Raw genomic sequence first — 22771 nt, forward strand, 5'->3', positions numbered from 1 at the left:
GGTGGAGACTTCGAATCTATGACAAATCGCTATCCCCGTTTTGAGCTTAGGCTCATAGGAAAAAGCCGCTAAATACCAAGGATTGATTGGTGTTTAGCGGCTTTTTTGCGTACGTGAAACATGTTCACATTCAACTGTTAGCCAGCGCTTTGGCGTGCTGTTTGCCTGCCGAGAGAAGGCTGTCACTCAGTTCAGGATCATTAACAGAACGTGCAAGCACAAGAGAACCGACCATACTGCTGAACAACGCGCTACCTTTGGACAGATCCATTCCCGCCAGATTGGAGATAAACGTAATCATACGTTTCAGCTCCTGCGTGAATATCTGCCGGATTTCTTCGGAAGAACGGGCTATGTCTACGGAAAGAGCAGGAATAATACAGCCCATTTCTGTTCGATCACGGTGATGGGTGCTTAAATAGTAGTCGATGATAACATTAATGTTGGGATCTTGCTCTTCTTGGTCAACAGCCTTCTGAAGAAGTGCGAGGGTATCACTGACAGCATAGCGACAGGCTTCGGCGACTAGCTCTTCTTTGTTGTCAAAGTGTGAATAGAACCCGCCGTGAGTTAATCCGGCCCCTTTCATAATAAAGGGCACACTTACATCGTGGATACCGTTGGCGCGAAAAGCCTGGGCAGCACTTTCAACGATCTTACTCCGTACTTTCATCTTATGGCCTTTTGGATAAGGCATTGTAATCACTCCACGGCTTCATAATGCTAACTTCAAAATATTATAATCATCATAATAAAACGTGTCAATTGGTCTTCTTGCAACGACAACTTCAGCATGGCTGATCACGACTATTGACGTATACAAAATATGATGACTATAATATATTATGATCATCATATTTAAATCGGGCAATTATAAAGGGAGGCATCAGGTTATGAGCAAGCTTGAATCTGTAGATACACTGGTCATTGGATCAGGTCCGGGAGGTTATGTGGCGGCAGAGCGTTCTTCTCAGCTTGGAATGAAGACAGCGATTGTCGAACGCAGTCAGCTAGGTGGAGTCTGCACACATGTGGGCTGCATTCCATCCAAAGCTTTGATTGCCGAAGCACACCGCTATGAGGTACTCAGGCAGTTAAATCAGGCAGATGCAGCAGCGTCATTCGTGAATGCTCAAGCTTTCAAACAGGGGATTGTAAATAAGCAGGCAGGCGGAGTCGGCTATTTAATGAAAACGGGAGGTGTGAGTATTCTGGAAGGGGAGGCAAGCTTGGTTGACGAGCATACAGCCATTATCAAGCAAAATGGAGCGGAACAAACCATTTCCTTTAAGTATGCCATATTGGCAACTGGTTCCCGTCCAATCGAGCTGAGGGCCTTTCCGTTCGGCGGACGTATTTTGTCCTCTACAGAGGCGCTTTCGCTCCCAGAGGCTCCGACCAGTCTGGTCGTGATAGGCGGTGGATATATCGGCGTCGAGCTTGGACAGATGTATGCCAAATTTGGAACAAAGGTAACGATTCTGGAGGGAGGGGCGCGGATACTACCGGGATTTGAAGCGGATCTTGTGGCCCCTGTTGTCAAGCAGTTGAAAACAGATGGTGTAAACATCGTAACCGGGGCGACAGCCGAAAACGTCGTGCAGAATGCGGATACCATTACGCTGCATTATTCAAAAGATCAGGAGCAGCATCATGTTACCGCAGAGTTTGTATTAGTTACTGTAGGCAGAAAACCCAATACAGATGGAAGGTTAGGACTGGAGCACATTGGCTTGCCAGTGACGAGCAGAGGGCTGATCGAGACAGACGAGCAGTGTAGAACGGCTATTCCACATATTTTTGCCATTGGAGATATTACCGCGGGTCCAGCGCTTGCCCATAAAGCTTCCTATGAAGCGAAGATTGCGGCAGAAGCGATTGCAGGCCAAGCTGCTAAAGTGGATTATAAAGCCATACCGCTGGTTGTCTTTTCTGAACCGGAGCTGGCTAGTGTTGGCCTAAGTGAAACAGAAGCCAAGGAAAAAGCCTTACCGATTATCATTGGCAGAGCTTCTTTTTCGATTAACGGCAGAGCATTGGCACTAAGGGCAGCAGAGGGGTATATCAAAATCGTAGCAAAGCAGGACTCGGGAATCCTACTGGGGGCGCAAATTGTGGGTGTCGAAGCGTCAACACTCATTTCGGAGCTTGCTCTAGCCATCGAGATGGGCGCAACCGTAGAAGACTTGGCTCTAACCATTCATCCCCATCCTACATTGGGAGAAGTAATTATGGAGGCTGCGGAGAACGCGGTCAGAAAAATGGATAGTACAAAGTAGAGGCTCCGTACAAATCACTTCATTGCCTGTGAGAATGATTATCAACTATAATGGGTTATAGTTTGAATCTGAATGCGATCAGGTACGTGGATGGTTTGGATCGGGGGCTGGACAAAAGCAATGAAATTAAATGATCACATTTTGCTCTGGAATCATGTTTTTATACAAGTGATGGATGTTCGTCATAAGAAAATGGGTAAAGGGGAGGAGTTGCGAACCTATAGACTTCCGGCCAGTGCGTTCTTGTATACTCTGCGCGGAAGTGCGCGAGTGCGGCTGGACGACAGCATTCATAGGGTGGGGCGTTTCCATGTGCTGCATGGGGGAAAAGGGATGTGCCTGAGTATCATCACGGAAGATGTGCTTGAATATTACATCATTCTGTACAAGGCAACGTTGGCCCTGCCCAGTCGCAAGGAGATTGCACAATTGTTGGAAAAGGAGAATCCCTTTCAGAATCAGTATGCTTTCTCACCTCATTATCCGCTGCCTTTGTATGATACAGTGAAGCTGTTGGAGCAAGAATGGCGTGAGGCTTCCGAACTTGGTAAACTGCATGTCAAAGCCTTATTTCATCAATTTGTATATGAGCTGTTGCAGCAGTTGTATCGACAAGGCATTGAACCCCTTAAGCCCGACCTGGTAGCGCAGGCTGTAGCTTATATTCGTGAGCACTCTAGCCGATCTTTGACGCTTGAGTCCATTGCAGAGGAACTGGAGTGCAGCGCTGGGCATCTATCGAGGCTGTTCAAGAATAAAATACACACCAGTCCGATTCATTACTTGGGTGAGGTACGGACAGATCGAGCAGTTCAGCTTTTAATGCAGACGGATGCCACTTTACAAGAAATTGCGGAGAGTGTGGGGTATCCGGATGCTCATTCATTAAGCCGCAGCTTCAAGAAATACAAGGGATTATCTCCCGTACGATTCAAAAAGGAGCGGCAACATCATTTCGGGAACCAAGATCAGGATATGCCCCAAACGATGCTAAAATATGCCCTTCAGCAGGCACCTTTCACACGTTATACTGATATTGATTATCAATATCGGTATAACGTGGAGGGAGATTTATTTATGCACGGAAGAGTCAAAATAACGGCCATGATGATTATGCTGTGTTTATCATTGATGCTGGGAGCTTGTTCCGCTCCTACAAATACAAATGGAAGCTCGCAAATAGAGGCTAATCCTACAACGACATCATCCAATGAGGATGGACAAGCAACGGTACAAGCAAAAACAAGAATAGTATCGACACTAAAAGGAGATGTAGAAGTACCTGCAAACCCGAAACGAGTTGCATCTGATCAGTATATGGGTCATCTTTTGAAACTGGGAATTATTCCGGTAGGAGTCAGAAGCTTTATGCTGAATGAGGCTTGGATTAATAAATCGGGATATCCAAAAGAGAAGTTGGCCGGAATCAAGGATCTCGGCGAATTCCCTATGAATCTGGAGAAACTGACGGTTCTGCAACCGGATTTAATTATAGGTTCGATAGAAAAAAACATCGACAGCTACCAAAAGGTTGGAACAACTGTGTTCCTGCCATATTGGGAGGGCGAATCTACAGCGGGGCCGCTGGATAAATTCCGCAGAATCAGTGAAATCTTTGGCAAGCAGAAAGAAGCGGAGCAGTGGATCACTGAATATGAGAAGAAAGTCGCAGAGGCCAGAAAGAAAATTGACGGTATCGTTAAAGATGGTGAGACGGTTTCCATCGTGCAGGTCGCGAACAAATCAGTATATGTTTTAGCGGCAGAAGGCGGAAATTACGGAAGTCCAACCATTTATCAGATGCTAAAGCTGCCACCTACGAAGAAAGCATTGAACATGAAAGAAGGATTCGAAAGTATTTCGCTTGAGGTTTTGCCTGAGTACACAGGGGATCATATCTTTGTATATGGTTCTGAAGATGAAGGGGCCAATCAAGTTCTAAATAGTGAGCTGTGGAAAGGCCTTCCGGCTGTAAAAAAAGGACAGGTTTATATGTATGGCTCATTCAGCGAAAAGGGCGATGAGTTTGTCATGGAAGATCCTTATTCGCTGGAGCTTCAACTCGACACTATCGTGAATATCCTATTAGCCCACAAAAAATAAAGTTTTATATAACTTTAAAAAATCGGCCCTTGGCCTGATTCGTGCAGAACGTGTAACATACATTTCCGATAAATCATTTGGTTCAAAGAAAAATAAACCGCTAAATACGAGGGGAAACCCTGTGTTTGGCGGTTTTTTATGGTTATTTTATGATAAGTCAGCTCAGTCGCATATAGTAGTTGTCACTTTAACGTTGTTGATAGCGGTTGAGGAGGCGCTAGAGTTGAAATTGATCACCTCAATGACTACCGTTGTGCCGACAATCAAGCTAGTATTTATGATTCACCACAATTCAATGCTTTTGGGCTTGTTGTATGGATGAAGCAAAAAAACAATGAGTTTCCTCACATAAAACGACATATTCCGACACCTGAATGCCATATTCTAGCAAGTGTTGATAGGCTATAATCGTAGCAGTGACAACTGATTGTCACTAAAATTTATTAGAGTCAGGATCGGTGGTTCAAATAATGAAGCTGGCAACAAAATTAACTTGGATGATGCTCGTCATGTTGTTTCTCGTAGGATCCTCCATTGGATACTTCGGATATCGTACCGCTTACCATCAAGTGGATGAAGCTGCAGGGATCGAGCTGGTGGGCTGCGCCAATATTACGACTGGCCTTATAGATCCTAAGGATATATCAGCTCTGGTCAGTGGAGATAAGAGCAAACTTGCTGCCGTTGAAGACCGGATAGGCTGGATCGTGGCACATAAGCCTATTTTTAAAGAGGCTTTCATTCTCTCTCTGGATGGAAAAATTCTCGCCGCCGATGCCAACTTCAAGCAAAGAGGCTATCAAGCTGGCGATTCCTTCTACTTCACGGACGAAGACAAGGAAATGATAACTACTATGAAGCATTCCGCATACTCCAAGGTTTATACATATGAAGGAACCTCGCTCAAAACCGGATATGGCCCCATTTATCAGGACCATGATCCCACCAAGCCCATTGTTGCACTGATGGCTATCAATTTTGACGGCTCGTTAATTCAGGAACGGACGTTGGATATTATTGTTCAGCCCTTCATTATTGGCGGCTCCATCTTCATCGTGGCTATCCTTGTCGCTTACCTGTTGATTCGCCGTATGGTAAGTCCGCTTACCAAGCTGTCAACCTCTGTGAACACTATTACAAAAGGCGACCTTACCCATGAACCGCTTCTCTTCAAAAGCAAGGATGAAATCGGGAATCTGGCCCGCGACTTCAACGATATGACAATGAACCTGCGCAACCTGATTACTCAGGTCAATGACACCTCCATGCTGGTCGCATCTTCCTCCCAGGAGCTGTCTGCCAGCGCCCAGGCAACGAACCGTGCCGGAGAGCGCGGTGTGAATGTTACGATTGAGCTGGCCGATGGGGCGCATACCCAACTGCAAAACCTGGAAGGAAGCTATAAAGCCGTTCAGGATATGTCACGCTTCATCAGCGATATTGCCGGCAATGCGGTCATCGCGATGAATAAGGCCGCCGATAATGTTCAGAAAGCGCGTCTTGGCCGGGAATCGATGCATTCCACCACCTCCCAAATGGGAGTTGTGAGCGAAAGCATCGGCGATCTCTCAAGCATTATTGATACGCTTAGCAGTCATTCCAAGGAGATTGAGAACATCGTCGGCACCATTGCCAGCATCGCCGAGGAGACCAACTTGCTGTCGCTGAATGCGGCGATAGAAGCTGCGCGCGCCGGAGAAGAAGGCCGGGGTTTTGCCGTTGTCGCCGGCTCCGTCCGTAAGCTGTCCGAACGTTCGGCCATATCCGCCAGACAAATCACCGAGCTGGTCAGTCTGATTATCCCCCAAATCGACAAGGCGGGAGAAACTATGAAGCGTTCCACGGACGAAATGCTGCAGGGCAAGGAGCTGATCATATCGGCCGGACGCTCCTTCTCTGAGATCGAAGTCTCCGTATCCGATATGTCTGCCCAAAGCGAGCAAATATCAGCCACAGTCCGGGAGCTGGCGCTAATCTGCGAAGGGCTCGTTGAAGCCATTCAGAATATCGTTACGGTCTCTAATCATACGGCTGAAGGGGCGGAGTCCCTGTCCGCCTCTTCGGAGCAACAGCTTGCCGCCATGCAAGAAGTGGAATCCTCCGCAGCGCTCCTCTCCTCACTGGCTGAGAAGCTGCAGGTTTTGGTGGAGAACTTCAAGATTTAGGTTTCGTGCAGAACGCGTATACATTTCCGATAAATCATTTGGTTCATAGAGAAATAAACCGGTAAATACGAGGGGAAACCCTGTGTTTGGCGGTTTTTTATGATGAGTCAGCTCAGTCACTTATGATAGTCGTCACTGTGACGTTGTTGACAGAGGTTGAGGAGGCGCTAGTGTTGAAATTGATCACCTCAATGACTACCGTTACGCCAACAATCAAGCCTGTATTTATGATTAGATTAGCAGTGGAAAGCGTTGTTAACCCGCCTCGCTGCAACGCCCCATTTATAAATATATTATAGTATCCGCTACTGGTGGGAACGATAAGTCCGTTTGCCGCGACTGAAGTACCACTATCATTTGTAAAACTTTGTGCCGGGATGGTGGTCACTCCTCCTAAAATGTTTCCAAGCACCACGGTAGCTGTGTAACGATTGACGATGGGAGTGATATTAATATTCGTTGTGACAGCTATGTTTCCAGAAACGATGCTGTCTGCTTTCAGATAGATTCGGATAATAGACATAGGAATTCCTCCATTACTAATATTCCAGATATATCTCATAGTTTATGTGTATCATCTGGATATGGATTGGATGGGGAAGAGTCTCTAATTACTGCTTTTTTATCAAGCTTCTTGTGGCTCTTGTGACTATTCGCTTCGTTTCTTTTGTATCCGAAGTCTTCAGCCACGCATCACAAACTTGGAGCACCCATTCCGGCTTGGTTTTACTGGCATCATTCAGCCAATTGCCTACCGAGTCCTGAACATATTTGATCGAGTCGGATTGAACAGCTTCCAAAAGTGGAAGTGCCAGCTCTGGGTGTTCTTTCAGTTCAGGAATGTGCTTGGCCCAGACACCTTGTGGCCGGGTCAATTCGATGGCAAAACGACGTATATTAGCATCCTGATCTCGTACCCAATCGTTTAAAAGCACGAGCGATTCCAGCAGTTGCATGGCTACGGGACCTCTTACAGCCATCCAGGCAATTTCACGCACTCCGAAATGGGGGTCCGCTGCAAAGGGGCGAATGCCTGCCAATTTTTGCTCAATACTTAAACGGGGGTCAATCCCGACGATATAGGCAGCCCAACAGCGAATGCTGTCTGAAGGATGGGGGGCCATGACATTAAAGATTCGAGTACGTTCTTGATGTGTTTGTTGCTCGAACAAGTTCAGCCATGCTTGGGCAATCGCAGGGATTATTTTCATGATCTTCTTTTCCTTCAGATGATCCAATTCGGACAGGAAGATATCGGATGATCGCTGCAATCCAAACTTATCAAGTGCATTTTGTAGTAGTAAAGCATGGTCGACAGCTAGCCATTCGGTAAGATTCAACGTCTGAAGCTGTCCTTGCTGTAGCAGGTGAAGCACATCATCAGGAATGTCTGTTCCCTTGCGAGCCGCTTTTCGTTGTAATATCGAATCTGGAATTAGGAATTGTTTTTTAGGATTCATATATTGCCCCCATCAGTGCAGATAGATAAGAATTATTTTTTAATGGTAATTCTAGAGAGAGCGTAGAACTTGTAATACGTCTGCAGGCTGCATTCGTTTTTTATAGTCAGCATCAGCAAATTCTGCACGAATAATACCTTCTGAATCAATTACATATGTAGCGGGTACAGGCAGCTCCCAGGCACTGTCGCCATTAAATGTATCCAGTGAAATGTCTAATGATCTGTAAATTTCATGTGCAAATTCAGGAAGTTTAAATTTAAGATTGTATTTTTCTGCTGTTTGATTATGCAGGTCACTTAAAACATGGAAGCTCAATTCGTTCTTCTGTTGCATGCTCATTGAATGTTCGGGAGTTTGCGGACTCACGGCAATCAGTTGAGCATGGAGCGACGTTATATCATTCATGTACCGTTGGTAGGCTTGGAGCTCCAGATTGCAGAACGGACACCAATGTCCTCTGTAAAAGATAAGAACAACAGGCCCCTTAGCCGTCTCTTCAGACAGTGTTATAGTTCGACCTGTATAGTCGGGTAAGCTAAAATCAGGTGCTCTGGTTCCAATGCCTAGCCCTTGAGTGGTATTCAACTTGCCAATATCCTGGATCGTCTTATCAAATATATCCAGTACTTCTGAAGGAAGCATTTTTTCCATGTCTGCTTTGGCTGCATTCAGTTCTCTTTGTAAATTTTGATTGGCCATTTCATTCACTCCATATCGTATATTTTCTGGTAGGTATACGATACTTCTTTTCTCTGGACTATAGATGTAATGTAGCTTACAACTCCAGCAGCTTTTCGCGATGGATATAAATCGTCTTAAAGCCGGTTTTAATGACCTTCTCTTTTACAAGCTCCTGTAGAGCCGTCGTTACAGCTTCTCGGGTGGCTCCGACCAGATTAGCGATTTCCTGGTGGGATAGCGGGAAATTGATTTTATAATACTCATCTTGACTTTGGAGGGCGAACTGATCGGACAGTTTTATAAGAACATACAAAATTTTATCCTGTAAATTCCCCAAAGCCAGATATTGGGCCAACCGGCTCATGCCCGAGATTCGATCGCTTAACACTTTGATCATGTTCATCATGAATCGGGGATGTTGGATTAAAAAATGCTCAAAACGGTCTTTGTGCATCCGGCAGATATCGCATTCTTCGATGGTTTCTATGTACATATCCCGTGTCCCTAGTGAAATCATATCCATTTCGCCAAATACATTTCCTTCGCTGAGGATATCCAAAGTAAATTGCTTACCGTCCGCATTCAGCTTGTACAGACGGACCTTTCCCTTTTTCACAAAATAAAGTCCCTCGGAAAAGGTATCCGGGGTTTGAATAAATGTATTTTTCGGTAGGGTCGTAATGGAAGTCATTTGATCCATTTCAACTAAATCTTCTAATGAGAGACTATCAAGCAGATTGAATTGGGATAGGTATTGAATGCTATTCATGTGTTCTCCTTATGGTTGCTTTGTGACGTACAGAATCATAATACAATTATAGCTTCTCTAAGGAACTTTGGTCTCCTATTGCTCACTTTTTTATAAAGGAGAAGGTAATGAGCGCTTGGAAATCAGGCGGTTTTATGTTAAAGAGGGGATGGTATAAAATAGAGATATAAATACATATGAAAGGGAATGACTATGATCAAATTAAAAGATATCGGTAACTTTGACATTCTTCCTGAGGTCGCAATGCATATCGTTGAAGGGAATATACCTGCTTTACGCCAAGCGCTAACCGAAGACTGGGATATTGAACAAGGCATCGTACTCAGCAAATATACAACATTAAGTCCCTTGGACATTACGCTCATTTACGGGCACTTGGATGTGTTGAAGCTGCTGGTGGAGCAGGGAGTTCAACTCAATGTGAAAGACAATCCTGCATTCTTGACGGCTGTTCGCTATGGTACAGAAGAGATCGTCCGCTATGTAGTTGCCCATGGTGCCAAGCTGGACGGGAAGAATCAAGTAAAATCCGGGGCCTATGAACAAGCCTACTACGGTAATAAAAAGAATATCCCGCTTATTCATGAGCTTGGGCTGGATATAAAGCAACATGGTGGAGCAACGCTGCGCAACGCGGTTAGTAAGCATGACTTAAAAACGGTAGCTTTCCTTTTGGAGCATGGTGTAGATATTAATTTCAATGCCCCTAATATGGTATATCCTTATCAAGCCACGCCTTTAACCGTAGCGACCAGAGATAATAATTTTGCGATGGTGAAGTATCTGATCGAGCAAGGCGCTGATGTGACGTTGGCAGAAAAAGATGGAGAACGGGCGTATACAATTGCCATATCTAATAAAAACACGGAGATAGCAGAGTATTTAAAGTCTGTGGAGCCTCCAGAGTTTCATAACCTGGAAAATAAACGACATGCCTTAAAAAGCTACAAGCTCCCTAAGGACCTTGTGACCTTCCTAACGAGTGACCAGCTTCGTGTGGATGTACCTGAAAATGATTATGATATTGGCTTTGTTGAATTTTTCTCATTGGTAGATACCGTTGAGATGAAGGTGGGGCGACAAAAGCTGCTGCGTGTTTCTTTAAAAGTAGACAACTACTCGGATATTCTGTTGGTGTGGAATCCGAAGCAAAAGTGTCTGGGTTATTACGACGAGGAGCATCAGGAATATGCGGATGTGTGCAGCTTTGCTGAATTTTTGGCACAGCCCGCAATCTTTCTGGAGAAGATTCTCGAAGGAGAGCTTTTAGATTAGGCGAAAAAAGCAAAAGAGCCATAGCTGCGGGTACCACCGTACTTATGGCTCTTTGCTGTGTTCAGCACGATAAGGGCTTTTTACAGATGCATAAACCGATTTTATGAATAAGAATGGTTGCGGATGAGCTGAATAAGGTTCATGCTGGCCGCAGATAGAGGTTCGTTTTTGCGGGTACAGATAGCGATTGAATTTTGAAGCTGGATGTCTTCGACGTATACCCGGCACAGCTCGCCGCGTTCTACATATTCGCGCACGACCAACGAAGACACAAAGTTCGCACCGTATCCGGCAATAACTGCGGTAATCGCTTCATGCAACCCTGTGAAGTTCAGGGTGATTTGGGGAACTGGAGCATTGTAGGTTCGACATAAGGAAAACAATCGCTCCCGTGTCGAGCTTCCCTTTTCACGCATAACAAAGGGTTCATGCATCATCTCTAATAAAGTGACCTGCTGATTAGCGTAGCGGTGATCCGGTGCGACGACAAACCATAGCTCATCACGAAACAATTCTTCTGTCTCAATCGTATCCGGGTGTTGCTCCGGTAGTCCCCCATAGACGGCAAAGTCCACTTCTATATTTAATAGCTGCTTCAATGCATCATTGGAATTGGTTGTGTTAATCGTCATTTCGACGTGTTCATATTGTTGCTTGAACTTCGCAATCCAGGTCGGAATTAGAAAATGAGCTGGTAAATAAGTAGCAGCCAGCCGGATATGCCCATGGGTTCCATCACGATAATCCTGTGAAAATTGTTCGATTTGCTGTTCAACGGCAAAGAGCCGTTTGGCGAGTAAAGCAAGCTTTTCACCGGCATCGGTCACTTGGAAAAGGTATTGGCTGCGAACCAAAAAGCAGGATTACCTCCGCATGATGTAACACCCAATCAGGGAAAGCTGTTAAATATCTTTGCTCAGATGCAAGGCGCACGACGTGTGCTAGAGATTGGTACTTTGGGAGGATACAGTACGATCTGGCTGGGAAGGGCATTGCCGACGGATGGAAAAATAGTTACGCTGGAAACAAATCTGCTTCATGCTGAAACAGCCCGGTCCAATATAGCGTTGGCTCAGTTGGGTGGGATGGTCGAACTTCGAGAGGGAGAGGCTTTGAAACAGTTAGCACAGATGGAGGAAGAACGCGTAGCCCCCTTTGATCTAATCTTTATTGATGCAGATAAACCGAATAATCCATTGTATCTAGCTTGGGTACTCCGTTTTTCGCATCCTGGCACGGTGATTATTGGCGATAACGTCATCCGTGAAGGAGAAGTCATTCAAGCCTTAAGCACAGACCCTCGTATACAGGGGGTAAGAAAATTTTATGATTTGCTGGCTGAAGAATCGAGGATTACAGCTACAGCCATCAGACGGTAGGGAGTAAAGGCTATGATGGTTTCGTCATCGGAATCGTAAATGGTTAAATGGCCGAAATCTGCTAAGCACAGAGGGGACCGACCCGAGTGTTTAGCTTTTTTGTTGTGGTAAAATAATACTGATGGAAGCATCAGAACGTTTTTGAACGTTTACTGCTGAATTCCTATGTAAGAAGAATGAATTTACATAAAAATGGATGGCTTTTCCTTTCAATGTAAACGCGATCATGATGATTGGAGCAGGAATTCACCATTTTGTAAAAAAATGAAGTTGGAATGAAGCTTTTTGAATTTTTTTGAAGAAAAATGATTGTTTTTTGTGAGGATTATGGTACGATATGAACAGTTGGGGGAATGAAGATGCTGACGGAAGAAAGATACAAGTTAATAATACAGCGCTTACAAGAACGCGGTGTTGTAAAGTTGCAGGAATTGGTCGATCTGTTGGGCGCTTCTGAATCAACGATTCGGCGTGATTTAATTGATCTTGAAGCCCGTCAGTTGCTAAAGCGGATTCATGGCGGGGCTTCCTTGCTGAATCAGAAAAGTCAGGAACCTGGCATGGAAGAAAAAGCATTCAAAAACGTTCAACAGAAAAACGCAGTCGCCCGTATGGCCGCCAAAGAAATTTTGGATGGCGAATGTATTTATCTGGATGCGGGAACAACAACGATGGCGATGATTCCTTACATTGAAGCTAAAGACGTGACGGTCGTGACAAATGGCCTATCCCACGTAGAAGCACTGGTAAGCAAACGAATCAGAAGCTATCTACTGGGAGGGATGATGAAAATTCATACCAAGGCCGTAATCGGGAGTATTGCCCTGCAGAATATGGACAATTTTCGGTTCGACAAGTGCTTTTTAGGAACGAACGGGGTAGATGTGGAAATGGGGTATACAACTCCTGATCCCGAAGAAGCGCTGATTAAACGGCGTGCCCATCAGCTATCAGGCAAAACGTATGTGTTGGCCGATTCCAGCAAGATTGGTGAAGTTACCTTTGCCAAGTTGTTCGAATTGAAGGAAGCTATCCTTATTACAGAATCGGTGCCTGAACGATCACGCCGATCCATTGCTCAGAAAACTAAGATAATCGAGGGATAACGATGATATATACAGTAACGCTGAACCCTTCCATTGATTATATCGTGGAAGTTGACGACTTGAAGCTAGGTGATTTGAACCGGATGAAACGTGATTTGAAACTGCCGGGCGGCAAGGGGATTAATGTATCCCGGATACTGTACCAATTAGGAGCAGACAGCACGGCGATTGGTTTTCTCGGAGGATTCACAGGCAGGTTTATCAACGATACATTGCGCGAAGAATCCATTAAAACTAATTTTGTAATCATCGAAGATGATACTCGGATCAACATTAAGCTCAAGCATGGCGATGAGACGGAAATCAACGGCTTGGGACCTGCTATACATGAGCAAGAGGCAGATGCGCTGGTGCAAAAGCTGTCGAGTCTCCAGAAAAATGACATTGTCGTCTTGTCTGGAAGCATCCCGCCATCACTAGGGGGAGACTTCTATGATCGGTTGATTAGCGTATGCCAGCAGACCGGGGCTGAATTCGTCATCGACACCACAGGTGAAGCGCTGATGAAGGCACTGGTTCATAAGCCGCTGCTCGTCAAGCCGAATCACCATGAGCTGGCTGAGTTGTTTGGCGTTACTATTAACTCCAAGGAGGGGATTGTCACTTACGGCCGTAAGTTACTGGAGGCAGGGGCTAAGAATGTACTGATTTCCATGGCAGGAGAAGGCGCTTTGCTCATTACGGCAAACGAAGTGTACCACGCTAATGTACCGGCAGGAACGGTTAAAAATTCTGTAGGCGCAGGTGATTCTATGATCGCTGGATTTGTGGGTACGCTGGCCCTTCATGGCGACCCGATCGAAGCATTCCGTGCGGGTGTGGCTTCCGGAAGCGCAACTGCGTTCTCCGATGATCTGGCTACAAGAGAGAAAATTGAACACTTACGGCCGCAAGTCACGATTTCAAAATGGTAATCCAGCTACATCATGAGCTTATTATGCGTGTGTCGACACGCTGATCGAGCATAGGAGAGTGTGAAAAATGAGAATAACAGACCTGATGATTAAAGAAACGATGATCATGGACTTGCAGGCAACGACAAAAGATGGGGCGATTGAGGAACTCATCGCTAGTCTCGAAGCCAGCGGACGCATTAATGACCGGGCATTGTTCAAGGAAATGATTTACAAACGCGAAGCAGAATCCAGCACCGGAATCGGCGGCGGCATTGCAATGCCGCATGCCAAGACCAAAGCTGTGAATGAAGCGACTGTCGTTTTTGCAAAAAGCAGTAAAGGTGTAGATTTCGAATCGTTGGATGGAGAGCCAGCGAACGTATTTTTCATGATCGCAGCTCCAGAGGGAGCAGCAAATACGCATCTTCGCACACTGGCGGCACTTTCCCGGTTATTAATTGATACCGATTTCATCGGTAAGCTTATGAATACGCAAACACCGGATGAAGTATCCGAGCTGTTTGATACCAAGCAGGCCGAAGTAGAAGCAGCCAAGCAAGCAAAAGAGGCGAAGAAAGAAGCTGCCAAGGCACAGCAAACGCCAGACGTTATCGTTGGCAACCCGAATTCAGACGAGTTTGTAGTTGCGGTGACCGCTTGCCCTACAGGCATTGCGCACACGTATATGGCTGAAGACGCTCTCATTAAGAAAGCGAAAGAGATGGGCGTAAATATCCGGGTAGAAACGAATGGCTCGGAAGGTGCGCAAAACGTACTGACAGCGGATGAAATTCGTCGTGCCAAAGGTGTAATCGTCGCAGCTGACAAAAAGGTTGAAATGGCCAGATTTGACGGTAAGCCTGTATTGCAAAGACCGGTAAGTGACGGTATTCGTAAATCTGAAGAACTGATCCGCAAAGCGCTAAACGGCGATGCTCCAATTTACCGAAGTGAAGGTAAGGGGAACATGGAGGAGACGAAAGCAGAAAAGGCCAGCGTCGGCAGCAAAATTTACAAGGATCTAATGAACGGTATTTCTCATATGTTGCCGTTTGTTGTAGGCGGCGGGATTTTGCTGGCTATCTCCTTCCTGTTCGAACAGATGGCGGGCGCAGAGAATCCAATCGTCAAGCTGTTACAAACGATTGGTGGCGGAACAGGTGCGTTCCACTTCCTGATTCCGATACTGGCCGGATTTATCGCGATGAGTATTGGGGATCGGCCGGCATTGATGCCAGGTATGGTTGGTGGTCTGATGGCTGTAAACTCTAATGCAGGCTTTCTTGGCGGTCTGGCAGCAGGTTTCATGGCTGGTTATGTGGTTATCTTCCTGCGTAAAGCTTTTGCAGGTCTGCCGAAAACGCTGGATGGTTTAAAACCAATCCTGTTATACCCGGTATTTGGACTCCTAATTACAGGCGCGATTATGTTCTACCTGTTCGATCCGATTTTCGGTGGTATTAATACGTGGCTTGTCAATGTTCTGAACAATTTGGGTACAGGTAATGCAGTGATTCTGGGTCTGATTCTGGGTGGAATGATGTCGATTGACATGGGTGGACCTTTCAACAAAGCGGCTTATGCATTTTCAATCGGTGTCTTTACTTCCAGTGGTAACACGAACGGGGCTATGATGGCTGCTGTTATGGCGGGCGGTATGGTACCTCCGCTGGCGATCGCATTGGCTTCGACGTTCTTCAAAAATAAATTTACTGAGCAAGAGCGCAAGTCTGGTTTGACAAATTATGTACTCGGTTTGTCCTTTATTACGGAAGGAGCAATCCCATTCGCAGCTGCTGACCCTCTGCGCGTCTTAACCTCTTGTATTGTAGGTTCAGCGATTGCCGGTGGTCTGACGCAGTTTTGGAAAATCAATCTTCCAGCTCCACATGGCGGAATTTTTGTAGCGGCTCTCGCCAATCATGCTTTGCTGTTCTTACTTGCAGTGGCGATTGGCTCCGTGATTTCCGCGCTCATTCTGGGACTGTGGAAAAAACCGCTCGAAGCGAAATAAGTGGCGAAATAACCGACATCACTTCCTCTAGTCTCCATAATAGTAAAGCCGCTAAACACTAGGTTTATGAGTGTTTGGCGGCTTTTTCTTTATGCAAAGGTGTCGGCTTGCGTACTAAAACGATTTGCGCCTGGCCTGAGCTATCGCCTACAAAGCTCCTTAACCAGTTGCATAAACAGCTTTCGGGCTGAGGACATATATTGCTGATGCTGGTTGCTCTGTAATAGTCCAATAGGAATATTAGGGTCTGTTAGCTGGAGGGGTAAGGTGACTAAATCATCCGGCAGAGGTAATGACGATAGAACCACTCCAACCGAAGGAATCGTTTTTACAAATGAAGGTATAGACGAGATTTGGCTTACGGTATAAAAAAACGGCATCGACGGAAAGCGGGAAAGCTCTTTTTCCAGCCGGATATGGTACAGGCAGTTCTTCCCTCCAACGATAAGCGGGTACTCATACAGGTCTTCGAGATGAAGCTCGCTTTTTGCAGCGAAGGGATGATCACGGGATACAATAAAGGCGATTTGTTCGTGATACACAGGTTCAAAGTGCAGGGCAGGAACAGAGTGAGGTTCCCCGCAAATTGCAAAATCAAGCGTGTTGTCCATCAAAGCGTTCGAGAGCGTATCCGTGTTTCCAACTGTAAAATGGCACGTCATATTCGGTTTATGCTCCCGAAACTGAAGCAGAACCGCGGGCAGTACGGAAGCCGCCACCGTTTCGATCACACCGATGTGGAGGGTGCCGATTTCCTCCTTTTTCAGAGACTTGGCCTGATCTAATACATAATTCCAATGCTGAATAAGCCCATTTACCTCTTCTGCATACACTTTGCCTGGGGCCGTTAATTCTGCATCCCAACCTCGTTTAAAAAGCTGAAATCCCAGCTCTTTCTCCAGCCTCTGGATTTGGCTTGTGACTGTAGACTGCGCGTAGTTTAATTTGGCGGCAGCCTTTGAGAAGGTTCCTTCTTCAATAATAGTACGAAACGTGGTTAGCTCTTTCAGATCCATGAACACTCATCTCCATCGACAAAAATGAATATATTTATGATTATTTTCAATTATATAGATGAAAATAGATAGAGTACAATTAATTTATCCCAACGGACAGGAGAGATAAACATGCCATTTGTACGCGTAGGTTACATGGAGCAGCAATACACAGAGCAAGAACTGCCCTGCATTAGCCACTGTATTTTGAATGCCTTGATTGAGCATTTTCAGGTACCGGCAAAGGATTATTTTCAGGTTTTTCATGCTCATAAGCAAAGCGAGTTTTATTATAGTCCGGATTATTTGGATATACCCAGAACAGATAAGCTGCTGTATATCCAAATTACGATGGGATCGGGTAGAACTACGGAGCAAAAAAAGAGTTTCTACCAAAGGTTAGCCGAACTCTTATCCACCGAATGTAAGATCAGGCCGGAGGATGTATTTGTAACACTGGTGGAAACGGAATTAGAGGATTGGTCCTTTGGCAACGGACTTGCCCAGATGATTCTGTAGCTGGAAACTGCACATCTGCATACGATCTGCATAACTGCACATCAGGGACGAAGGGAAGTGTTGAATGAATGAAGCATAAATTAATCACGTCGAGTGTGCGGGAAAAGGTTGGTGATTTTGCACCCGCTTTTGTGAGCTATACGGAGGATGTTCTTTTTGGGGATGTATGGAGAAGAAGCGAGCTATCTCTCAGAGAACGGAGTCTCATAACCGTTTCCGCATTGGTAGCGGGTGAGCATGGGGGGCAGCTTCCCTATCATCTGAATTTGGCCAAGGATAACGGATTATCGGAAGAAGAACTGGTCGAGGTAATCACACAGCTTGCTTTTTATGTAGGATGGCCCCGAGCCGCCTCAGCGATTCAAATCGCCAAAGACGTATTTTGCAAAGAAAAAGAGAGTTAAGCATGAACCTAAAAAGGTTTTTTAATCATGATTGTATTGTTATTCTGGTTTGAAAGCGTTATAGTAAAAGTAATTGAATGAAGGGGCAAGTAACCTTCGGGATTGTTACTGGTTAGCAGGCGATACCCAAATAATGACTAATTATTTAGTCGTTATTTGGTTTTTTTTGTTATTACAAACTTTGTCATTACATCAATGAGGTGAGTAGATATATGATCATCCGGCAAATATTTAACAACAATGTTATTCGGGCCGAAAATCAGGTTGGTCATGAATTTGTTGTCATAGGGAATGGTCTGGGCTTTAAAAAGAAAAATGGTCAGAGGGTCGATGAGGAAAAAATAGAAAAAACTTTTGTATTAAAGTCCGATAAAATTCCGCAAAAATTAATTGATCTCATTGGAGAAACATCTGTAGAATATTTAAAGGTGGCGGATGAAATTGTAGGGAACGCGAAAAAGGAAATGGGAGATATTTTTAGTGATAACATTTATATCTCTTTGATTGATCATATTCAATTTGCTATCTCTCGGTACAGGAAATCCGTGGGACTAAAAAATTCACTTTTGTGGCAAATTAAAAAATTTTACAAAAAAGAATTTATGATTGGTATGAATGCACTGGATATGATCCACGCTCAATTTGGTATTCACATGGACGAGCATGAAGCAAGCTTTATTGCCATGCATTTTGTCAATGCAAGGCAAGACGGTCAGGGAATGAAGCAAACGGTTGAGATTACGGAGGTCATTGATGACATTTTCAACATTGTAACCGATTACTATCAGCTGGCATTGGATGAAACTTCATTCAACTATTCCCGGTTTATTACCCATTTACAATACTTTGCTCAAAGAATGCTGAGTAACGAACAAGAGCAACGAGCTTCAGGCGACAACTTCTTGTATGAGCAGGTCAAAGATAAATACACGAAGGCTTTTCAATGTACCCATTTGATTAATCAATACCTGGAAAGCAAGCATGAAAGCGCTATGTCGATTGATGAAAAGGTGTACTTGACGATTCATATACAGCGTGTGACTTCCAGAAACGATATGGCTGGTTCCTAGAAAAAAAAGCTTGCAAACGATTTCTGAGTGATTTATAGTAGGTTCACAACTTAAATATAAGGATTGTTACTGGTTAAGCAGGCGATACCTAAATGAATGGCAGTGATCATTTTCTTTGATTACACAGGCCTTTCGTTTAGGTATTTTTTTGTTTTCAGACAATCTGCCCAGAAGGAGAATGAACATGGACCATAAGAAAATGGGCGATGACATCGTACGCCTCGTTGGAGGAGAAGAAAATATTAACGGGCTTGTGCATTGTGCGACACGGCTCAGATTTGACCTGAAAGATTCAAGAAAAGCCGAAAGAGAAACGCTAGAGAAGCATGAAGGTATCATCACTGTTGTCGAAAGCGGAGGGCAGTTTCAAGTGGTTATCGGGAGCCACGTTGCCTATGTATATACGGAGATCATGAAAAATAGGGATTTTGGATCGGACTCTCCTGCGGCTGGTGAATCAAGCGGAAAGAAGAGATCGGTCATATCTACAATCTTTGAAGTTATTTCCGGCAGTTTCTCCCCGTTGATTCCGGCGATGGCAGGCTCGGGTATGCTGAAAGCACTCCTGACGGTTTTGACCTTGCTGGGATGGATGTCTGCGACAAGTGATACCTATCTGATCCTGTCCGCTGCGGGGAATGCTGTGTTTTACTTCTTGCCGATTTTGCTAGGGATCACGCTTGGTATAAAGCTGAAGGCGAATCCTTATGTAGCCGGTGTCATCGGTGCGGCCCTCATGGAACCCAACTTTACGGGGCTGATGGACAAAGGCTCTGATGTATCGTTTTTAGGAATACCGGTGGTCATGATGAACTACTCAGCCAGTGTTTTCCCGGTTTTCATATCCATCAGCATATATGCGTTGGTGGACAAGTTTTTGAAGAAGATCATTCTTAAGGATTTACAGCTTTTTTTAGTTCCGATGCTGGCTTTAATGATTATGGTTCCGCTATCTGCGATGGCTTTCGGACCTTTCGGTACAGGGGTAGGAGATTGGATTTCTTCAGGTGTGACATGGTTAATCGGTGTAAGTGGCATTTTGTCAGGGATTGTTCTTGGCGGTTTTATGACCTTTATGGTCGTCTTCGGACTTCACTGGGGTTTTACGCCCATCACGATTCAAAATATCGGTGTTGGTGGTGATCCGATTGAGGCGATGGCTGCAGCAGCTGTATTTGCTCAAATTGGTGTCGCATTTGGTATCTTCCTGAAGGCGAAAAAAGATAAAACACTTAGAACTCTTGCGGGTTCCACGAGTATTACAGGATTGCTGGCTGGTGTGACAGAGCCGATTGTGTATGGTCTGGTGCTTCGCTTTAAACGTGTCATTCCCATTGTCATTATCGCAGGGGCTATAGGCGGAGCTATCAATGGACACTTTGGGGTAAAAATGACGGCTTATGTTTTTCATAATATTTTTGCTATTCCAGTGTATACGCCAACCTTGATTTACGTTATCGCCATTGCATGTTCATTTACAGTTGCAACGGTACTGACCCTTTTTTTGGGGTATGAAAGTAAGGTTAAGGGGGGGACCCCGGAAATGGATGAATCCGTGAAAACAGAAGAACCCGTGGCCGTCGACATCAAGAAAGAAACGATATACAGCCCGATCACAGGCAAGACTATACCACTGAGCCAAGTGAATGATTCTGCATTTTCTACAGAGGCCATGGGAAAAGGGTTAGCCATTGAACCGTCTGTCGGTGAGGTCGTAGCGCCGATAGACGGAGTTGTAACCTCGCTGTTCCCCACAGGACACGCGATAGGCTTGACTTCAAATGCGGGTACAGAGATATTGATTCATATCGGAATTAACACGGTTGCGCTGAAAGGGAAGCATTTTAATCCAGTGGTTAAAGAGGGGGACAGTGTCAAACAGGGCGATTTGTTAATCCAATTTGAAAGGGAACAGATTATAGAAGCAGGATACGAAATCGTAACGCCTGTCATCGTCACACTTACTAAAAATAAAGTGGACGTATTCGAGACAAATCAGGAGCAGGTTCAGAAAAACGAAGTATTGTTAACTTTGGTTGTGTGATACAGGAAAGCGTCATCATCACATACATGGATTGCGAACATCAGAAGGATATAACTATAACTGGAGGGACTATATTATGAAGCATAATCAATTGAAGGCATTTCCCGAAGATTTTTTCTGGGGAGGTTCAACTTCCGCTTATCAAGTAGAGGGTGCATGGGACGAAGATGGAAAAGGACCCTCTGTCATTGACATGGCTAATCACGTCGAAGGGGTCACTGATTTTAAGGTAACCAGTGATCATTACCATATGTTCAAAGAAGACGTAGCTTTGATGGCCGAAATGGGCTTTAAAGCGTATCGCTTCTCTATTGCCTGGACACGTATTTATCCACAGGGCGCAGGTGAAGTTAATCAGAAGGGAATCGCGTTTTACAGCTCATTAATTGACGAACTCATTAAATATGGTATTGAACCGATTGTTACTATGTATCATTTTGATCTGCCTTATGCTCTTGAAAAACAAGGCGGATGGTCGAAGAGGGAGACGATTGACGCCTTCGAGCAGTATGCCAAAACATTGTATGAGAACTTTGGAGACAGTGTGAAATATTGGTTAACCATCAATGAGCAAAATATGCTGATTCTCCATCCCGGCTCCATCGGAACTTTAGATACAAGCCTGGAAAATCCGCAAAAGGTACTGTACCAACAAAATCATCATATGTTAGTAGCGCAAGCAAAAGCGATGGTGTTGTGCCATGAGATGCTGCCTGACGCGAAAATCGGACCAGCGCCGAATATTGGGGTCATTTATCCAGCGAGTTCCAAGCCGGAAGATACGCTGGCGGCTGACAACTACGCAGCCATTCGCAACTGGCTCTATCTGGATATGGCGGTATTTGGTCGATACAATCACATTGCCTGGAGCTATTTGGTCGAAAAAGGATATGAGCCTGTCATTGAAGAGGGCGATATGGACATATTAGCGATGGGAAATCCGGACTTTATCGCCTTTAATTATTACACCTCTCAAACCGTAGGAGAAAGCTTGGATGACGGAAATGATTTTTCACATACAGGAGATCAGCATGAGATTGTGGGTGAGCCTGGAGCATACAGAGGCTCGGTGAATCCCAATTTGCAAACGACGGAGTTTGGCTGGGAGATTGATCCGGTCGGTTTTAGATCCACGCTGCGTCAAATTTATTCTCGCTACCAATTGCCTCTCATCGTGACGGAGAATGGTTTGGGCGCTTTTGACAAGCTTGAAGAAGGCGATGTAGTGAATGATCCTTATCGAATTGACTTTTTCAAAAAACATATTGATCAGATTCAACTGGCAATTACAGATGGCGTAGAAGTATTCGGCTTCTGTCCATGGTCTGCGATTGATCTTGTTAGTACCCATCAGGGCTCCAGTAAGCGTTACGGGTTTATCTATGTTGATCGTGAAGAGTTTGATCTCAAAGATTTGCGCCGTATTCGTAAACAAAGCTTCTATTGGTACCAAAAACTGATCACCACGAATGGTGAAGTCCGTTAATTAAAGCAATAATATAAGAGCACCTCCCTGAAATGGATGTTACCATTTTGAGGAGGTGTTATTTTGGGTTTAGGGGGTTCTTGAAACAGCAGTGTTATCATGTGTTATATAATAGAAGAAACA

The 22771-nt window shown here is 44.9% G+C and carries 19 protein-coding genes and 1 pseudogene; 13 read left to right on the top strand and 7 right to left on the bottom strand.

Annotation, left to right across the window (positions count from 1 at the left end; genetic code table 11):
* Positions 1 to 130 precede the first annotated feature (130 nt).
* The gene (locus tag QD47_RS16010) at positions 131 to 697 is read right to left on the bottom strand and encodes a TetR/AcrR family transcriptional regulator (RefSeq protein ID WP_044647085.1); all 567 of its coding nucleotides are present in this window, start codon (positions 695 to 697) and stop codon (positions 131 to 133) included.
* 196 nt (positions 698 to 893) lie between these two features.
* Here QD47_RS16010 and lpdA point away from each other — a divergent pair, with 196 nt between their 5' ends.
* The 3 genes from lpdA (at position 894) to QD47_RS16030 (ending at position 6547) form a co-directional block, all read left to right on the top strand.
* Positions 894 to 2279: a dihydrolipoyl dehydrogenase gene (lpdA, locus tag QD47_RS16015; RefSeq protein ID WP_044647086.1), complete on the top strand. Its 1386-nt coding sequence runs from the start codon at positions 894 to 896 to the stop codon at positions 2277 to 2279.
* A 120-nt stretch (positions 2280 to 2399) separates the two neighbouring features.
* Positions 2400 to 4382 carry an AraC family transcriptional regulator gene (locus QD47_RS16020; RefSeq protein WP_044647087.1) on the top strand — a complete coding sequence of 661 codons (1983 nt, stop codon included), beginning with the start codon at positions 2400 to 2402 and terminating at the stop codon, positions 4380 to 4382.
* Between the two features lie 470 nt (positions 4383 to 4852).
* Positions 4853 to 6547, top strand: a complete 1695-nt coding sequence (locus tag QD47_RS16030) for a methyl-accepting chemotaxis protein (RefSeq protein ID WP_044647089.1) — start codon at positions 4853 to 4855, stop codon at positions 6545 to 6547.
* A 112-nt stretch (positions 6548 to 6659) separates the two neighbouring features.
* Here QD47_RS16030 and QD47_RS16035 read toward each other — a convergent pair whose 3' ends face one another.
* The 4 genes from QD47_RS16035 to QD47_RS16050 form a co-directional block, all read right to left on the bottom strand.
* On the bottom strand, positions 6660 to 7070 hold the full coding sequence (locus QD47_RS16035) for a DUF4183 domain-containing protein (RefSeq protein ID WP_044647090.1): 411 nt from the start codon (positions 7068 to 7070) through the stop codon (positions 6660 to 6662).
* Positions 7071 to 7158: 88 nt separating this feature from the next.
* Positions 7159 to 7971 (bottom strand): DNA alkylation repair protein, encoded by an 813-nt coding sequence (locus QD47_RS16040; RefSeq protein WP_044647122.1) that lies wholly within the window; start codon positions 7969 to 7971, stop codon positions 7159 to 7161.
* A gap of 87 nt (positions 7972 to 8058) precedes the next feature.
* Entirely contained in the window at positions 8059 to 8709 is a 651-nt protein-coding gene (locus tag QD47_RS16045) for a peroxiredoxin-like family protein (protein ID WP_044647091.1), read from the bottom strand.
* 76 nt (positions 8710 to 8785) lie between these two features.
* Entirely contained in the window at positions 8786 to 9460 is a 675-nt protein-coding gene (locus tag QD47_RS16050; RefSeq protein ID WP_044647092.1) for a Crp/Fnr family transcriptional regulator, read from the bottom strand.
* Positions 9461 to 9652: 192 nt separating this feature from the next.
* Between QD47_RS16050 and QD47_RS16055 the strand changes: the two genes are divergently transcribed.
* Positions 9653 to 10735, top strand: coding sequence for an ankyrin repeat domain-containing protein (locus tag QD47_RS16055; RefSeq protein ID WP_044647093.1), 1083 nt, complete (start codon positions 9653 to 9655; stop codon positions 10733 to 10735).
* Between the two features lie 101 nt (positions 10736 to 10836).
* Here QD47_RS16055 and QD47_RS16060 read toward each other — a convergent pair whose 3' ends face one another.
* Complete coding sequence (locus tag QD47_RS16060; RefSeq protein ID WP_082067202.1) at positions 10837 to 11589, bottom strand: LysR substrate-binding domain-containing protein; 753 nt, start codon at positions 11587 to 11589, stop codon at positions 10837 to 10839.
* Between QD47_RS16060 and QD47_RS16065 the strand changes: the two are divergent.
* From QD47_RS16065 to QD47_RS16080, 4 genes and pseudogenes are all read left to right on the top strand, one after another.
* A pseudogene (locus QD47_RS16065) lies at positions 11563 to 12161 on the top strand (O-methyltransferase); the annotation flags it as partial. The gene QD47_RS16060 and the pseudogene QD47_RS16065 overlap by 27 nt on opposite strands.
* Before the next feature lie 312 nt (positions 12162 to 12473).
* Positions 12474 to 13220, top strand: a complete 747-nt coding sequence (locus tag QD47_RS16070) for a DeoR/GlpR family DNA-binding transcription regulator (protein WP_044647095.1) — start codon at positions 12474 to 12476, stop codon at positions 13218 to 13220.
* 2 nt (positions 13221 to 13222) lie between these two features.
* Positions 13223 to 14134, top strand: coding sequence for a 1-phosphofructokinase (pfkB, locus tag QD47_RS16075; RefSeq protein ID WP_044647096.1), 912 nt, complete (start codon positions 13223 to 13225; stop codon positions 14132 to 14134).
* Between the two features lie 67 nt (positions 14135 to 14201).
* Entirely contained in the window at positions 14202 to 16130 is a 1929-nt protein-coding gene (locus tag QD47_RS16080; RefSeq protein ID WP_044647097.1) for a PTS fructose transporter subunit IIABC, read from the top strand.
* A 140-nt stretch (positions 16131 to 16270) separates the two neighbouring features.
* Here QD47_RS16080 and QD47_RS16085 read toward each other — a convergent pair whose 3' ends face one another.
* Entirely contained in the window at positions 16271 to 17146 is an 876-nt protein-coding gene (locus QD47_RS16085; protein ID WP_044647098.1) for a LysR family transcriptional regulator, read from the bottom strand.
* Between the two features lie 111 nt (positions 17147 to 17257).
* Here QD47_RS16085 and QD47_RS16090 point away from each other — a divergent pair, with 111 nt between their 5' ends.
* The 5 genes from QD47_RS16090 (at position 17258) to QD47_RS16110 (ending at position 22648) form a co-directional block, all read left to right on the top strand.
* Positions 17258 to 17644, top strand: a complete 387-nt coding sequence (locus tag QD47_RS16090) for a tautomerase family protein (RefSeq protein ID WP_044647099.1) — start codon at positions 17258 to 17260, stop codon at positions 17642 to 17644.
* A gap of 68 nt (positions 17645 to 17712) precedes the next feature.
* Entirely contained in the window at positions 17713 to 18048 is a 336-nt protein-coding gene (locus tag QD47_RS16095; RefSeq protein ID WP_044647100.1) for a carboxymuconolactone decarboxylase family protein, read from the top strand.
* A 212-nt stretch (positions 18049 to 18260) separates the two neighbouring features.
* The gene (gene licT / locus QD47_RS16100) at positions 18261 to 19118 is read left to right on the top strand and encodes a BglG family transcription antiterminator LicT (RefSeq protein WP_044647101.1); all 858 of its coding nucleotides are present in this window, start codon (positions 18261 to 18263) and stop codon (positions 19116 to 19118) included.
* Positions 19119 to 19302: 184 nt separating this feature from the next.
* Complete coding sequence (locus tag QD47_RS16105; RefSeq protein ID WP_044647102.1) at positions 19303 to 21162, top strand: beta-glucoside-specific PTS transporter subunit IIABC; 1860 nt, start codon at positions 19303 to 19305, stop codon at positions 21160 to 21162.
* A 76-nt stretch (positions 21163 to 21238) separates the two neighbouring features.
* Positions 21239 to 22648 carry a glycoside hydrolase family 1 protein gene (locus QD47_RS16110; protein ID WP_044647103.1) on the top strand — a complete coding sequence of 470 codons (1410 nt, stop codon included), beginning with the start codon at positions 21239 to 21241 and terminating at the stop codon, positions 22646 to 22648.
* Positions 22649 to 22771: the final 123 nt, after the last annotated feature.

This window comes from Paenibacillus terrae (assembly GCF_000943545.1).
GTDB classification, from domain to species: Bacteria; Bacillota; Bacilli; order Paenibacillales; family Paenibacillaceae; genus Paenibacillus; species Paenibacillus terrae_A.

Coding starts and splice junctions, on each gene's coding strand:
- QD47_RS16010 (WP_044647085.1), bottom strand. CDS start 697: ATGCCTTATCCAAAAGGCCATAAGATGAAAGTACGGAGTAAGATCGTT.
- lpdA (WP_044647086.1), top strand. CDS start 894: ATGAGCAAGCTTGAATCTGTAGATACACTGGTCATTGGATCAGGTCCG.
- QD47_RS16020 (WP_044647087.1), top strand. CDS start 2,400: ATGAAATTAAATGATCACATTTTGCTCTGGAATCATGTTTTTATACAA.
- QD47_RS16030 (WP_044647089.1), top strand. CDS start 4,853: ATGAAGCTGGCAACAAAATTAACTTGGATGATGCTCGTCATGTTGTTT.
- QD47_RS16035 (WP_044647090.1), bottom strand. CDS start 7,070: ATGTCTATTATCCGAATCTATCTGAAAGCAGACAGCATCGTTTCTGGA.
- QD47_RS16045 (WP_044647091.1), bottom strand. CDS start 8,709: ATGGCCAATCAAAATTTACAAAGAGAACTGAATGCAGCCAAAGCAGAC.
- QD47_RS16050 (WP_044647092.1), bottom strand. CDS start 9,460: ATGAATAGCATTCAATACCTATCCCAATTCAATCTGCTTGATAGTCTC.
- QD47_RS16055 (WP_044647093.1), top strand. CDS start 9,653: ATGATCAAATTAAAAGATATCGGTAACTTTGACATTCTTCCTGAGGTC.
- QD47_RS16070 (WP_044647095.1), top strand. CDS start 12,474: ATGCTGACGGAAGAAAGATACAAGTTAATAATACAGCGCTTACAAGAA.
- pfkB (WP_044647096.1), top strand. CDS start 13,223: ATGATATATACAGTAACGCTGAACCCTTCCATTGATTATATCGTGGAA.
- QD47_RS16080 (WP_044647097.1), top strand. CDS start 14,202: ATGAGAATAACAGACCTGATGATTAAAGAAACGATGATCATGGACTTG.
- QD47_RS16085 (WP_044647098.1), bottom strand. CDS start 17,146: ATGGATCTGAAAGAGCTAACCACGTTTCGTACTATTATTGAAGAAGGA.
- QD47_RS16090 (WP_044647099.1), top strand. CDS start 17,258: ATGCCATTTGTACGCGTAGGTTACATGGAGCAGCAATACACAGAGCAA.
- QD47_RS16095 (WP_044647100.1), top strand. CDS start 17,713: ATGAAGCATAAATTAATCACGTCGAGTGTGCGGGAAAAGGTTGGTGAT.
- licT (WP_044647101.1), top strand. CDS start 18,261: ATGATCATCCGGCAAATATTTAACAACAATGTTATTCGGGCCGAAAAT.
- QD47_RS16105 (WP_044647102.1), top strand. CDS start 19,303: ATGGACCATAAGAAAATGGGCGATGACATCGTACGCCTCGTTGGAGGA.
- QD47_RS16110 (WP_044647103.1), top strand. CDS start 21,239: ATGAAGCATAATCAATTGAAGGCATTTCCCGAAGATTTTTTCTGGGGA.